Below are 14,652 nucleotides of genomic sequence, written 5' to 3'. Positions count from 1 at the left end.
TTCCATCAGCGTCCATACAGTTGATGCCCCTGGTTTTCAAAACAGGCAGACCGCCGTTCAAAACTGGTAAACGTCACCCGCTTTGACGACCCCATCGCCATGGACATATCATCATGCATAACAACGGGTGGAAGACACCGACGCCTTCTGCCCCAACCACACAATCACTCTTATCAGAGGCTTCTACGCCCCGCACGAAGGAGAATATTATGGCAAAGCTTGACGGCAAGGTCGCCCTCATCACCGGTGCGGCGGCGGGACTCGGCGAGGGCATCGCCGAAGTGTACGCCAAGTACGGCGCGAAAATCTGCATGGTGGACCTCGACCCGGCCGTGGAGGCCACGGCCGAGCGCATCCGCGGCATGCATCCGGACGCGCAAATCATCACCGCAATCGCCAACGTGGCCGACCGTGCGCAGCTCGACGAGGCCGCCGCGCGCACCATCGCCGAATTCGGCACCATCGATATCGCCTGCGCCAACGCCGGCGTATGCCGACTGGCACCGTTCGAGGACATGCCCGACGAGATGCGCGACTTCCATATCGACGTGAACATCAAGGGCGCGTGGAACACCTGCAAGGCGGTGATTCCCGCCATGCTCAAAGCCGGCAAGGGCGCAATCGTGATCGCTTCCTCCGTGACCGGCGACATCGTGGCCGACGCGGGCGAGGCAGCCTATGCGATGAGCAAGGCCGCGCTAGTGGGCCTGACCAAGTGCCTGGCGGTGGAGTATGCGGACCGCAACATCCGCGTCAACTGCTCGCAGCTGGGCTACGCGCGCACCCCGATGGTTGAGAAGATGGCGGTGGAGTCGAATCCGGACGATCCGGAGTCGGCGATCAACGACATCGCGGTCGGCGTGCCGATGAAGCGACTGGCCAAGCCGACCGAAGTCGGCGAGCTGTTCGCCTTCCTCGGCTCCGACGAGGCGAGCTACATCACCGGCGAACAGATCGTCATCGACGGCGGCAGCACCCTGCCCGAAACGATGAGCATCGGTACCAACTAAACGAAACGCTAGACGCTTCGGCGGACGCGAAGGGCGTGCGACGGTTCCAGTCGCACGCCCTTCTTTGCGTTCCGAGTGGAATGCCGAGAAAGCGATATGGCCAAATGAGGAAATGAAAACCGTCCAAATGAGGAAGTCAAAACGGTCCAAATGAGGAAATGGCCTCTGAGATGCTAATGATTCCAAGGGTTTGCCGTCGACCGACAGTCACCGTTTTTATCGCTTTATATTCTTTTATACTCTTTTGTAGTTTTTATATTCTTTTATATTGTTCTATACTCTTCTATAGTCTTTATATTCTTCGTATTCTGAATTTCACCCTAGGAGGCACCAATGGCGGCAACGACGAATCCGTTCAAGCCCACTGCCGGGCGCACTCCCCCACTGCTCATCGGCCGTGAATCCGTTATCGAAGATTTCGAGGAAGGTCTGGAAAACGGGCCGGGCGCCCCAGGCAGACTGATGCGCGTCACCGGCGCGCGAGGCGTGGGCAAAACCGTATTGCTCACTGAATTCGGACGTATCGCCAAAGCCCGCAAATGGGAGGTGATCGACGAAACCGCATCCGCCGGCTTCACCCAGCGTCTCCTTGACCGACTGACGGCCTCCTCATCGACGTTCAGCGCCACCATCAAGCCGACCATAACGATTCCCGGCCTCAGCGCCTCGCTTGGAGAAGCACGCATCTCCCCCAATATCATGCCGTTGACACTGCGCGAAGCGATCGGTGCCCGGCTGGACGTTCTGGAAAAGAAGAAAGCCGGTCTACTCATCACCATCGACGAAGCGCAGGCGGCCGAACGCGACGACATCGTGGCCATCGCCACAGCGGTCCAACACCTGATTCGGGAGGACCGCAATATCGCATTCGTATTCGCCGGGCTGCCGTCCATCGCATCGAAATGGCTGAATGACGAAGTGCTCACCTTCCTGCGTCGAGCCCAGCCGGAACAGCTCGGAGACATTCCCCTGTATGCGGTGCGCGACGCTTTGGAAGACACTTTCACGCAATCCGGCTTCACTTTCGAAGACAAAGCGTTAAGCATGGCCGTCGACGCCACCGAAGGCTACCCGTTCATGATTCAGCTGGTGGGCTACCATATCTGGCGTCTCGTCAACCGGCACCGCGACCGCAGCACATCCGCCAGCGAGCAGGATGCGCGGGACGGTATCAGCGACGCGCTCAGCAGACTGGGCGACACCGTGCACGGGCCGGAACTCGACGGGCTTTCGGCGGTCGACAAAACCTATCTGCTCGCCATGGCACAAGACGACGGACCTTCGTCCACCGGAGCGATAGCCGAACGTATGGGCAAAACCATCAACTACGCCAACACGTATCGCACGCGCCTTATCGAAGCGCAGGTCATCAAAGACCTCGGATACGGATTGGTCGACTTCGCCATCCCCTACCTGCGAGAGTATCTGCGAGAGCATGCGGCATTCATCCGACTGTCCACGGAGAGCCAACGGTGACGGCATAGCCAAATGAGAAAGGGCCCGAACCGGGTGGTTCGAGCCCTGTGGGATGGGAGCCGCGACGCTGGATTAGGCGGCGATGGCGGCTAGGTAGCCTTCTTCGACGGCACGATTGATGTCGGCGGCGCGGCCGTTGCAGTCGCCGGCCAAGGTCACCTTAATGCCGGCGGCCTCAAGCGAAGTTGTGTCGAAGGCGACCGGGGCGGTGCCAAGCGCCAGCACCACGCAATCGCAGGGGATGGAGACGGCTTGCGTTTCCGGCTCGGGTGCATCGGCGGGAGTGGCACCCGGAGCACCACCGGGAGCGGCAGGACCGCCGGGACGTACGCCAGCTCCGGGGGCACCGGCATCGGGACGAGAGCCAGACGCACCAGCACCCGGACCTGCGGGGCGACCGCCAGGAGCACCACCGGGGGCACCGGGGCGTCCGGCGGGGGCCGGCGGGTTTAGGGTTTCGGTGGCTTCGACCGATTCGGCAGTGATGCGGTCCACCTTGGTGTTGGTTTTCAGCGTCACGCCGTGCTCGGCGAAGTCGGCCATCATCACCGGCTTGATGGTCTGCGATTCCTCGGCGGCAATCTGCCCCATCATCTCCACGATGGTGACCTCGCAGCCGTAATCGTCGCCTGCGATCAATTCGGCTGTTTCCGCGCCGACCAAGCCGCCGCCGATGATAACGGTGCGGCCGTGGGGCTTGACTGTGCCGTCCAGCACGGACCATGCATCCATGACGTGCGGCAGATCCAGACCGGGGATGGGCGGGGCAGCATTGCGGCCGCCGACCGCAACAATCACTTCATCGTAGCCACCTGCAGCCAACGACTCCGCCGTAACCGTACTGTTGAGCCGCACATCCACGCCTGCAGATTGCAACGCACGCTCATACCATGCGGCCACACGACGCATGGTTGCTTTGCGCGGCGGCACGCTGGCGATGCCGAGCTGGCCGCCCAATTCGCCGGCCTTTTCGAACAAGGTCACCGTATGCCCGCGCAATGCGGCCACACGTGCGGCCTCCATACCAGCCGGACCGGCACCAATCACCGCAATGCGACGCGATGTTTCCGCCGGTTTGATTACACGCTGGTATTCATAGCCGTTCTCAGCATTGAGCACGCAGGAGATGAAGCGACGGCTGGCGATGGCGTCCGTGCAGCCGCGATTGCACATGATGCACGGACGGATAAGATCCTCCTCGCCGGCGGCCACCTTGTTCGCATAGTCCGGATCGCACAGCATCGGACGACCGAGACCCACATAGTCGCAGGCGCCCTCGGCAATCAAACGTTCCGCTTCGGCGGCCGTGGGAATCGCACCGACCGTGGAGACCGGCACCGGCACCACAGCCTTAATACGCCGCGAATATTCCTCCATGAAGCAGTCGGGGCGCGTGCCCATTGCGGGAATCGTGTCGTTGAGGTTGCCGGTGTGGTTGGCCTGACCCACATGGAAGGTGTCGACACCGTCTTCGACAAGCAGTTTCGCCAGTTCCACGGCCTCGTCGATGAACAGTCCGCCGCGGCCAAGCTGCGGGTTCTCGGTGATAATCGGCAGCTTATAGTCGATGCAGATATCGGGCGATCCCTCACGGATTGCACGCACCACCTCGCGGGCGAAGCGGGTGCGATGTTCGAATGATCCACCGTATTCGTCGTCGCGTTCGTTGATCAGCGGCGAGCAGAGTGAGCCGACCAGTCGATCGCCGTGCACTTCAATCGCGTCGGCACCGGCAAGCGCAGCGCGGCGGGCGAGCGCCTTGATGGATTCGAGGATCTCACCGAGCCGTTCGGCCGACACTTCGTTGATGTAGTGAGCCATATCGTGATGGAGTTTGGCGCGAGCACCCATCATGTCGCCTTTGGCGAAGAGTTCAGCAACTGCCACTGTGTCGTATTCGGGGTGGAATACCTGCAGGCCGAGTTTGCAGTCGAATTCGTGCAGGGCATCGGCGAGCGCGCGGAAGCTGGGGATTTGTTCGTCGGTGACGAGTTTGGGCGTGGGCGAGATGGTGTGTACCGGAGTCACATCGCCGAGCACAATGTAGGCGGCGCCGCCTTCGGCCACGCGCTTGTAGAAGTTGATGCTCTGTTCGGTGATCGATCCGTCGCGAGCCTCATAGCCGGTGGTCATCGGTGGGAACATCATGCGGTTCTTGAGCCGCATGTGGTTGATTTCCAGTGGTTCCAGCAGTCGCTGCAATGTCATTGCACGCCTCCTTGTAGTGGTAATGGATTACTCATTTCGTTCGACGGCGGGGAGCCGGCCTTGCGCCACTTGCGCCAGCGGTGACGGCGGATCACGCCGCGCGTGGTGAGGAACAGCAGACCGATGATCACCAGGCCGACCACGGCCTCAATACCCCACAGCCACTTCTGCCAGATTGGGGTGATGTGTTTCACGCCGCTGTCCGCGCCCATGGTGTTCATGGCGTTGGAGTTGGCGATGGCATACACCACGTTCTTGGCGGCGCGTTGGAAGTCGGCCTGTACGGCCGGCGTCATCTCCGCGTCGGAGAGCTTCCACAGGGTGGAGCTGGAGTTGAGCCACAGGTCGGTGCCCGCGGCCAGGCCTTCGCGCAGATCGGAGTAGCCGAAGTTCGGGAACGAGGTCTGGTCGGTGATGGCCACGCCCTTGAATCCCCATTCGCCGCGGGTCACGTTGGTCATCAGGCCCTTGTGACCGCCGGACCAGCGGGCACCGATGCGGTTCATCGAGGTCATCAAACCCATGCAGTCGGCATCGCGGATGGCCATTTCGAAGGGCTTTAAGTAGATGTCACGCACGGATTGTTCATTGGCGAACATCGCACCGCCCATACGGTTGGTCTCCTGATCGTTGACCACATAGTGCTTGAGGAACGGGATCACGCCCTTGTCCTGCGAGGTGGCGATGATCTTCGCGGTCAACTGGCCGGAGAGCATCGGATCTTCGGAGAAGTATTCGAATGCGCGGCCGCCGTAGGGCGAACGGTGGATGTTGGCGGCGGGGCCGTACCAGCCCGCCACGCCGAGGGCGAGCGAGTCCTCGCCGATGGCATTGCCGAAGCGTTCGGCCAGCTCGTCGTTCCATGTTGCGGCGATCACGACTTCGGGCGGGAAGCCAGTGCCGGAGGCGCCACCCACCAGAGTGGAGGAGATGCCGGCGGGGCCGTCCTTGTCGATGGTGCCGGGCAGGGCGATGGATTCGATGGCGTTGGTGGTGTAGCCGCCGTTGCGCACCAGAGAATCAATGTCGGCCACGCTCATGCGCTCGACCAACTGCATCCAGCCTTCGTCGTCGTAATCCTTGCCGATCATCTCAACCGTCTTGCTCGGGCCTTCGGTTCCCTCAGTAGTGACCGAGGTCGCGTCAGAGCCGGGAGTGGTGTCGATTTCCAGCGCGTCAACAAACTCGTCGGGCGCAGTCCAGGAGCCATCGGCGTAGGTCGTGGGCCAAGTGCCGGTCCAGTCGGAACGGCTCAGGTAGGTGAAGGAGTCGTCGTAGGTGCGGATGTCCACATCATCGAACTGGTTCTCAATAGCTGCGCCGGTGGCGACGGCCGTCGCATAGGTGGTGGCGTCGCGTTCGGCGATAGTGACCTGCGAGGTCAACGCCGCATTGCCGTCCGCATCCATGCCGTCGTCCGTGGTCTTGCCTTTGGCTGCGAGCACGTTATTGAGCGCATTATGCGCATCTGTGCCGGCGGTGAAGTAGTAGTCGCCCGCGTCGACGATGTAGGTGCCTTCGCCGTCGGCGTCATAAGCCTTCATCGACTCCTTATCGACGGTGACGGTGACGGTCTGCTTCTCACCGGGATCGAGAAGGTCGGTTTTCGCGTATCCGACGAGTTCGACGGCCGGCTTCTCGATGCCATTGGCCTTGTCGTAATCGGTGTAAGGCGACTGCATGTACAGCTGCACAACGTCCTTGCCCGCCACGTCGCCCGTGTTGGTGACGGTGGTAGTGAACTCATAGGAGTCACCGGCCTCGCGCATCGCAAAGTCGCTCCATGAGAAGTCGGTGTAGCTCAGGCCGTAGCCGAAGGGGTACTGCACCAGCTTGCCATAGTCGAAGTCGCCCACGTTGCCCTGCTTCAGCACCGCGTCCTCGTAGCGGGTTTCGTAGTAGCGGTAGCCCACGTAGATGCCTTCGGCGTAGACCATGTATTTAGTGCCGGAGGTGACGGAGGAGTTGGCGATGGTGTAGTCGCCGGTGTTGATGACGCTGGGCGCAGAGTCGAGATCGTAGGCGAAGGTGTCCACGAGGTGGCCGGAGGGGTTGATGGTGCCGTTGAGAATCTCGCCGATGGCGTTCGCGCCGGTTTCGCCGAACGCGCCGACCCAAGCGACCGCGCCCACGCCGGTGTCGGCGAGCGGTCCAAGCTCGACCGGGTTCTGTGTGTTGAGCAGTACGACGACCTTGTCGAAGTTCTCGCAGGCCATGTTGATCATGTCGAGTTCGTCGGGGTCGAGCTGCAGATATTCCACGCCGGATTCCAATTTGCCGATGGGCAGGTCGGAGCTTTCGGAGCCGGAACGGCCGATGACTACGATGGCCGCGTCACCATAGTCGGCGAAGCTGTTCTTCACCTCATCGGTATAGACGCTGACGGGCACCTCGTTTACCGCAAAGGAACCGACACCGGTTTCGCCCGGCAGGGTGCGGCGGTAGTCCTTGCCAGCGCCGGTCTCATAGAAATCGGTGAGCGTTGGATTGACGGAGAAACCGTCTTCTTTGAGTGAATCAACCAAAGTATCGGCATTGGTCACGTCGATGGAGCCAGCGCCACCACCGCCGTGGATAAGGTCGACCGAACCTTGGCCGAATACCGACAGTCGCGCGCCAGATTTGAGCGGCAGAGTGGCATCATCGTTCTGCAGCAGGGTGACGCCTTCGCGCATGATGTCGGTGCCGATTTCGCGATTGGCTTCCTTACGTTCCGCATCCGAGGAATAGTCGGATGCGAAGTAGGTGGCCGACGAATCGGGATTGGTGATTTCGGAATTCGTCTGTCCGGCGAATGAGGTGATGAGGTTCGCGTAGCTGCCGGACAGCACGATAACCGCGGTGAGGATGATCGCTAGGATCAGGGTGAAGAGATAGGAGAGGATGGACCAGGCCAGGAACCATCCTTTGTAGGGTTTACCATTTTTCTTGAACTTGATTTTCAACGGCTTCGCAGTGTTCCGTGACATGGTGACGCGCTCCTTTCATACCGCAACCGAAGCACCATTACTCCAGTTCTTGTTCGCGTCGCTTGCCCGATATCAGGCTGTTTCGGATGATGACTGACTGATTATTCCTAGCTAAATATCTCAAGAATTTCAGTGGGAGTTCCGAAGCAACGTCGCCTCGAAACCCGTTTTTGTTAGGCCACTTAACAGTATCATATTCGGCACGTCCACACACCAGCGCATAAGCAGTGGTTAGGCAATGAGGTTCCTCGACTTCGGCTACGCCTGCGCTCGGGATGATGGATGGATTATCCGGGATGATGGCAAAAGACATTGAAGAGCAGCGAAAAGCGGGCGGCACCCGGATTGCTCCGGATGCCGCCCGCTTGGCTACTGATGAATATTTGTTAAGGTTCCGCCGCTGGAGGAGGCGGAACCTTGGGGTTCAGGCTTGAGCTCAGGCCTGGATCTCGGCGGCCGCCTTCTTGCGATCGAGGAACTTCTTGATCGCCAGGGCGCTCAGGCCGAGGAACAGAACCGCGGTGACGCCCCAGACCACGTAGGTGATGGTCTTCCAGATCGGGGTGGTGACCTCGGGCTCGCCATCCTCGTACAGCCAGCTGTTGGCGGCCGTGTAGAGGATGTTGTGCGAGGCGGTGCGCATCGCCTGGAGCGAGGTGGCGGACTTGTCGGTGATGTGGTTGGTCACGTCGGTGGTGGCCAGCATCAGATCGTTGCCGCCGCGGATGGCGCGGTCAGCGCTCTGGTAGCCGTAGCCGCCGAAGTAATCGGTCAGGACCATGCCACGGAAGCCCCACTCGTCGCGCAGAACGGTGTTGAGCAGTCCGGTGTGGGAGCCGGCCCATTCGGTGCCGATGTAGTTGAAGGAGCTCATCACGGCGCCGGCGCCGCCTTCCTTCACACTCATCTCGAAGGGCTTCAGGTAGATCTCACGGATCGACTGCTCGTTGGCCCAGGTGTTGAGCTCGGAGAGTCGGCGGGTCTCCTGGTCGTTGAGCGCGTAGTGCTTCATGAAGGCGTACACGCCCTTGGACTGGGCGCCACCGACCTGCTCGGCGGCCATCACGCCGGAGAGGTAACCATCCTCGGAGAAGTACTCGAAGGTACGGCCGGAGAAGGCATTGCGGTGGATGTTCATCGCGGGGGCGTACCAACCGGCCACGTGCATGTCGTGGGCCATGTCGCCGATGCCCTCACCGAACTGGCGGGCCAGATCCTTGTTCCACGTGCAGGCCACGGAGGTGGACGACGGGAAGCCGATGGAGCCGACGCCGGTGAAGTTGTTGTTCAGGGAGGCCGGGCCATCAACGTCGGTCAGGGCGACCTTGCCGATGGAATCGATGGCCTGGGTGCCGTAGCCGCCGAAGGCGATCAGGTTGTCCATCTCGTCGAAGGTCAGCTGGTCGAGCAGCTGGTTCCACAGCTCGTCGTCGTAGTCCTTGCCGGTCAGGTCGGCCAGACGCACGCCGTTCTTGGCACCGGTGGTCGGCATTTCGTCGGAATCGTCGTTGTATTCGGCAGGATCGTAGTTCGAGTTGTTGCGGAACTCGGCCTTGCGCTCCTCGGACAGGCTGTAGTCGGTCGGCGCGGCGGTGGCTTCGTCGTAGTTGGCGAAGTGGTCGGCGCGAGACAGGTAGGTCACGTCGCCGGCGGCATCGTCGAACACGTTGGTGGCCACGGTCTGATCACCGTTGTGGGTGTTGTCTTCGGAGTCGTAGGTGATGGTCTCGTCGACGGTCACGTTCTGCTCGTCGATGGTGGTGTGGGAGTCGGACTGGATGGACACCGCGTAGTCGCCGGCTTCCAGCACCCACGCCTTGGCGTCGGCGGAGTCGTAGGAGGCCATGTCGTCGTCCTCGAATTCGATGGACACGGTCTGGCTTTCGCCCGGCTCAAGCAGATCGGTCTTCTCGAAGGCCACCAGGTTGGCGGAGGCCTTCTCGATGCCACCGTTGGTGTACGGCGGGTTAACGTAGGTCTCGACGACGTCCTTGCCGGCCACGTCACCGGTGTTGGTGACGGTCACGTCGAAGGAGATCTTGCCGTCCGCATAGGTCACGTCGCCCATCTCCTGGGAGAAGGTGGTGTAGGACAGGCCGTAGCCGAACGGATACTGTACGACGGCGTCGTAGTCGATCGCACCCTCGTCGGCGGCGGTCTCGTAGTACTTGTAGCCCACGTAGATGCCTTCGACGTAGTTGACGAACGCCGGGGTGGTCTCGCCTTCCTCGAAGTTCTCGGTCGGGAACTCGGTCATGTTGTCGTACAGGAAGTCACCGAAGTTGTTGTAGCTCGGTGCCTGGGTCAGATCCTTGATGAAGGTGTCGGAGGTCTTGCCGCTCGGGTTGGTCTCGCCGGCGAGCACGTCGCCCAGGGCGGAGAAGCCGGTCTGGCCTGCGGGCGGACACCACAGCACGGACTTGATCTGCGGGTATTCGTCAACGAAACCGAGCTCGAAGGTGTTCGCGCCGTTGTAGACCACGGTGACCTTGTCGAAGTTGTCGGTCACCAGCTTGATCATGTCCTTCTCGGTCTGGGAGAGCTCCAGGAAGCTTTCGCCGTCCTTGAAGTCCTCATAGTCCTCGGAGTTGTTGGTGTAGGTGATGCCGTCGGCCTTCATGTTCATCGGCAGGTCGGCGCCTTCGCCGCCCACGCGGGTGATAACGACCATGGCCTCGTCGGAGAAGGACTTGGCGTCGGCGATCAGGGAGTCGGAATACTGGCTGGCCGGAACCTCGGGCAGGGTCCAATCCTGCTCGGCCATGGCCACGACCGGGCGATCGGCGCGGTAGTCGGTGTACAGCTTGCTCAGGTCGGCGTTGGTTTCGATGCCAGCTTCCTTCAGGCCGTCGAGAATCGAAGTGGTCTCATAGTTCTGATTCATCGAGCCGGAGCCGGTGCCGCCGTAGACTGGGTTGGTGGAGCCCCAGCCGAACACGTTGAGCTTCTTGTTGGCCAACGGCAGGTTGGCATCATCGTTCTTCAGCAGGGTGATGGCTTCCGACTGGATCTCCTTGGCCAGATCGCTGGCGTTGGAGATGGTGGTTTCGGACAGCGTGTACTTGACGGCCGTGGCACTGTTGAGCAGCGAGGCCAGCGGGCCGAACAGCATCATCGAAACGGCGACGACGGCGGCCACCAAGGCCACCAGCCACGACTCGGAATGGACCAGCTTGCGGACGGCGACGTCCTTCACGGTCTTCTTGTTGATGCCGATCGTCAGTGCGAGCGCAAGCACCAGTACCACGGCGATGGCGATCAGTTGCGGGGCAACCGACTGGATAACGGCGATAACATCGCCCCAGTTAATACCTAACATAGGTTGTCTCCTCCATTTCTCATTGCATTGCAAGGGCAGAAGGAAGCTGCATCTTCGCTTGTCTCTCATGGAAGTCAATGACGACACATCCTTATGCCTTGGTTTGATTCAAACAGATATCGTCCGGATATCGCGACCGGCACGCCCAACCTGTCGGTTCTCGTGCATAATCTGTCGTGAAAACGACCGTTCGTGTCATTTCACCGCGTGTTCGCACAACGTTGTGCTAGAGCAGCGCTACCACGTTCCGCAATCGTTGACGCCTATACTTGACACGGCATGGCTTAGGCTTGTGGTGTTGTCGAAAGGAATGCTATGCGCGCGATACGAATTGGTGTGGTCGAGGATGATCCCACGCATTGTCAGCGTCTGTTGGATTATCTCAACCGCTATCAGAGCGAATCCGGCGAACAGTTTGCGGTGACGGTGTTCGACGATGGTGCGGCAATCGTCGAGAATTACACGCCCACCTACGATATTTTGCTCATGGATATCCAAATGAAGCAGATGGATGGTATCGACGCCGCCCGTGAGATTCGCAAGCGCGACGATTCCGTAGTGATTGTGTTCATCACTTCCGCAGCCCAGTACGCCATCAACGGCTATGAGGTGGGTGCGTTGAGCTTCCTGTTAAAGCCCGTGCCGTGGTTCGGCTTCCAGCAGGAGCTGAAGCGTTCGATTGCGCAGGTCAAGCGCAATACCGACGATTCCATGCTGGTGGATACCGGCAGTTCATCGATGCGATTGGCACTCTCCGACATCTTGTATTGCGAATCGATTCGTCACACCATTGTGATTCACACTTTGAATGGCAAACTCTCCATCACCTCCAGCCTGAAAAAGCTGGAAGAGCAATTACAGGGGCACCATTTCTTCCGCTCGAACTCCTGTTATCTGGTCAATCTGGACCATGTGACGGCCGTACAGGATTCCGATTGCGTGATGTCGAATGGTGAGGCGCTGCGCATCAGCCGCCCACGCAAGAAGGATTTTCTTACCGCGCTGACCAATGTCATGGGAGCCGGCCGATGAGCGGACAGATCACCAACGCCCTGCCCGATATCCCCCGCGTCTATACGGCAATCTGCGAATGGCTGGCCTGCATGATGTATGTGGCGGCCGTGCCGCGCACGGTGCCGCTGCCGCGCACCTTGGGCGTGGGTGCCGCAGGATTGGTGGCCGTGGTGGCCCTGCAGTATCTTGCTGGCACGTTGCCGTTAACGTTCTGGATTCTCGGCATGTGCCTGGCGTTCGGAGCGATGTGGCTGATCATTCTGTTCGCATCGGGCAACGGCAAACGCACTGCCCTATTTTTGACGGCGCGCGCTTTTGTGCTGGCTGAATTGGTCGCATCCTTGCACTGGCAGATCGACTCATTCATCAGACCGGATGATGCGCCGCGCTTCGGCGTGTGGCCGATTCTCGTGCTGGTGGTGATTTATGGCGTCTGTTTCGCCGTTATCTGGCTTGCGGAACGCCATAATTTCAGCGGCGGCGAGCTGGTGGCACCCACCGCGCGCGAGGCGCTGACCACCATCATCATTACGTTGATCACCTTCGCGATGAGCAATCTGAGCTTCATCTCCACCAACACCCCGTTCTCCGGCACCGTGGGCCAGGAAGTGTTCTATATCCGCACGTTGGTGGATTTGTGCGGCTTCGTGATGCTGTACGCACAGCAGGAGCAGATTCGCCAGACGCGCGCCTCTCTGGAGCTCGCGTCGATTAACGCAAGCCTGCAAAGCCAGCATGCGGAATACCTGCAATCCAAGGAAAACATCGAGGCGATGGGGCGCCTGGCGCACGATCTCAAGCATCAGATCGTGGCCTTGCGCGCCGAACTTGACCCGCAGCAGGCGTCGGCGCAGTTCGAGCGGCTTGAGGCTTCGGTGAACGAATACAGCGCCCAGCAGCATTCCGGCAACCCGGTGCTCGACGTGATCCTGACCACCAAAACCCGCACCTGCAACGATCGGGGCATCACCTTCACCATGGTGGCCGACGGCAAACTGCTTGACGGCATGGATTCCATGGATATCGCCACCCTGTTCGGCAACGCGCTGGACAATGCCATTGAGGCGACGAGCCGCCTGGCCGACCCTGAGCAGCGTCTGATCAAGCTGGCGTTGCACCGCCATGGGCAGTTCGCAGTGGTGCGTGTGGAGAATTACTACGATTCCACGCTGCGCCACGCGGCAGACGGCTCCCTGCGCACCACCAAGCGCGACACTCGCTCGCACGGCTTCGGCGTCAAATCAATCCGTCATATCGCCAGACAATACGGCGGCGAAGTGACCATCGACCCCCACGATCACTGGTTCGACCTGCACATCCTCCTGCCCCTCCCCCTCACCAAAGTGGATTAGGCATCTTGCCGGGACAGGTCTGCGTTTCCTGTAGTGATTACCGCACGATCTTCCGCCAACGTCAATGGCACCACGCATACTCCGGCCACAGCCATAACAATGGCCGAAACCGCCATCACCACTGGCATAGAGGACCGCACCAGCAATCCATACAGCGCATAGGCAAACGGTATGCATCCGAAGCTCAAAGCGTAATCGATGGATGACACACGGCCCATATGCGCCTGATCCACGCGCGACTGGAGCACGGAACCCCATAACGCTCCCGATATTTCCAAACCCATGCCGGCCAGAAAGGTGACGATAATCCAGACGACATAGTTGTTCCACAGTGCCACTACCACCAACTGCACTGCAGCAAGCAGTGACCACAGCACTGAGCCTGTGAGCAACCAGCGTTTCATTCCATATCGCAGCACCACGATGCTGCCCGTAATATATCCCAATGACAGCACGGCAGTCATTAGCGACCATGCCGCCTTGCCATGTCCATCAACGACGTACAGCGGCAGCAGGACGTCGGCGGCACCGGACTGTACGCCCAAGAACAGCGCCCAAAACACCACCCCAACCGCCAGCCAATGGTAGGTGGCAAACACCTGCGGGATGGCCAGCAAGCTGCTGCCGATACTTTCCTCCGACCCATCGTGCTCATCAACACGCTCGTCACGCATACGTAGTCCAAGCAGACAAAGCGCGGCAGCGGCTTCAACCGCTCCCGAACAAAGGAACAGCGCCGCGCTCGACAGCCAATTGGCAATACCGGCGGCCAACAACGGGCCAATAATCGAACCAGCATTTCGCAACGTACGCACCACACCGTTGCCATGCACAATATCATCAGCATCAACGATGGATGGCAGTAGCGCATATAATGCCGGAGCACCAAGCGCGGAGGCAAATCCCGCCAATAACGACAATGCTTGGACTTGCCACCCTAATCCATATGGACCAATCAGCAGCGCGTCGACAACATACGTACAGGCTACACATGCCAAAGAGACAATGGCGATATGCTTACGCGACCATCTATCCGCAAACACGCCTCCCACAAACGCCAAAATCATGGTAGGCAAAGTGCGCAAGGCCAAGGTAATAGCCAGCCCCATTCCATCCGATTGTTCAGCACCGGCAAATACCAATCCGACTGCGAACATGGACGAGGCCAAGGCCATTGCCCCTTGCGCCGCGGCAAGATACCCCAGTCCCCTTGACATGCTTTTGCTTCATTCCCCTACTGTTTGAACTACACAAACTTTGCTTCTGGTTGTTCATGTTTGAGGACTGCGTGTCAAATATTGAGA

General features: G+C 59.9%; 8 protein-coding genes. 4 read left to right on the top strand and 4 right to left on the bottom strand.

All coding sequences use genetic code 11. From position 1 onward, the window contains the following. Window positions 1–209 precede the first annotated feature (209 nt). Window positions 210–1,010: an SDR family oxidoreductase UcpA gene (gene ucpA / locus G1C95_RS10205; RefSeq protein WP_169172833.1), complete on the top strand. Its 801-nt coding sequence runs from the start codon at window positions 210–212 to the stop codon at window positions 1,008–1,010. A gap of 333 nt (window positions 1,011–1,343) precedes the next feature. After that, complete coding sequence (locus tag G1C95_RS10200; RefSeq protein WP_169172832.1) at window positions 1,344–2,486, top strand: ATP-binding protein; 1,143 nt, start codon at window positions 1,344–1,346, stop codon at window positions 2,484–2,486. A gap of 72 nt (window positions 2,487–2,558) precedes the next feature. On the opposite strand, the gene bilR is transcribed toward G1C95_RS10200, so the two are convergent. The 3 genes from bilR to G1C95_RS10185 all read right to left on the bottom strand — a co-directional run bounded on the left by bilR (window position 2,559) and on the right by G1C95_RS10185 (window position 10,982). Continuing rightward, window positions 2,559–4,694: a bilirubin reductase, long form gene (gene bilR, locus G1C95_RS10195; RefSeq protein ID WP_205832808.1), complete on the bottom strand. Its 2,136-nt coding sequence runs from the start codon at window positions 4,692–4,694 to the stop codon at window positions 2,559–2,561. After that, window positions 4,691–7,663, bottom strand: coding sequence for a glycoside hydrolase family 3 protein (locus G1C95_RS10190; RefSeq protein WP_169172831.1), 2,973 nt, complete (start codon window positions 7,661–7,663; stop codon window positions 4,691–4,693). Before G1C95_RS10190 ends, bilR begins: the two co-directional genes overlap by 4 nt. Before the next feature lie 436 nt (window positions 7,664–8,099). Beyond that, window positions 8,100–10,982 carry a beta-glucosidase gene (locus G1C95_RS10185; RefSeq protein ID WP_169172830.1) on the bottom strand — a complete coding sequence of 961 codons (2,883 nt, stop codon included), beginning with the start codon at window positions 10,980–10,982 and terminating at the stop codon, window positions 8,100–8,102. Between the two features lie 315 nt (window positions 10,983–11,297). On the opposite strand from G1C95_RS10185, the gene G1C95_RS10180 reads away from it, so the two are divergent. Both G1C95_RS10180 and G1C95_RS10175 read left to right on the top strand, forming a co-directional pair. Next, window positions 11,298–12,014 carry a LytR/AlgR family response regulator transcription factor gene (locus G1C95_RS10180; protein WP_169172829.1) on the top strand — a complete coding sequence of 239 codons (717 nt, stop codon included), beginning with the start codon at window positions 11,298–11,300 and terminating at the stop codon, window positions 12,012–12,014. Then, complete coding sequence (locus G1C95_RS10175) at window positions 12,011–13,348, top strand: sensor histidine kinase (protein ID WP_169172828.1); 1,338 nt, start codon at window positions 12,011–12,013, stop codon at window positions 13,346–13,348. Before G1C95_RS10180 ends, G1C95_RS10175 begins: the two co-directional genes overlap by 4 nt. Here the strand turns inward: G1C95_RS10175 and G1C95_RS10170 are convergent. Beyond that, a complete protein-coding gene (locus G1C95_RS10170; protein WP_169172827.1) occupies window positions 13,345–14,565 on the bottom strand; it encodes an MFS transporter in 1,221 nt (406 codons plus the stop codon). The genes G1C95_RS10175 and G1C95_RS10170 overlap by 4 nt on opposite strands. Window positions 14,566–14,652 lie beyond the last annotated feature (87 nt).

The sequence above is a fragment of the Bifidobacterium oedipodis genome, assembly GCF_012932425.1.
GTDB lineage: Bacteria > Actinomycetota > Actinomycetes > Actinomycetales > Bifidobacteriaceae > Bifidobacterium > Bifidobacterium oedipodis.
Note: the sequence above shows the minus strand (reverse complement) of the source record. Positions and strands in the feature narration are given on the sequence as shown.

Excerpts from the sequence above, each read along its gene's own strand:
- ucpA (WP_169172833.1), top strand. The coding sequence starts at position 210 with ATGGCAAAGCTTGACGGCAAGGTCGCCCTCATCACCGGTGCGGCGGCG.
- G1C95_RS10200 (WP_169172832.1), top strand. The coding sequence starts at position 1,344 with ATGGCGGCAACGACGAATCCGTTCAAGCCCACTGCCGGGCGCACTCCC.
- bilR (WP_205832808.1), bottom strand. The coding sequence starts at position 4,694 with ATGACATTGCAGCGACTGCTGGAACCACTGGAAATCAACCACATGCGG.
- G1C95_RS10190 (WP_169172831.1), bottom strand. The coding sequence starts at position 7,663 with ATGTCACGGAACACTGCGAAGCCGTTGAAAATCAAGTTCAAGAAAAAT.
- G1C95_RS10185 (WP_169172830.1), bottom strand. The coding sequence starts at position 10,982 with ATGTTAGGTATTAACTGGGGCGATGTTATCGCCGTTATCCAGTCGGTT.
- G1C95_RS10180 (WP_169172829.1), top strand. The coding sequence starts at position 11,298 with ATGCGCGCGATACGAATTGGTGTGGTCGAGGATGATCCCACGCATTGT.
- G1C95_RS10175 (WP_169172828.1), top strand. The coding sequence starts at position 12,011 with ATGAGCGGACAGATCACCAACGCCCTGCCCGATATCCCCCGCGTCTAT.
- G1C95_RS10170 (WP_169172827.1), bottom strand. The coding sequence starts at position 14,565 with ATGTCAAGGGGACTGGGGTATCTTGCCGCGGCGCAAGGGGCAATGGCC.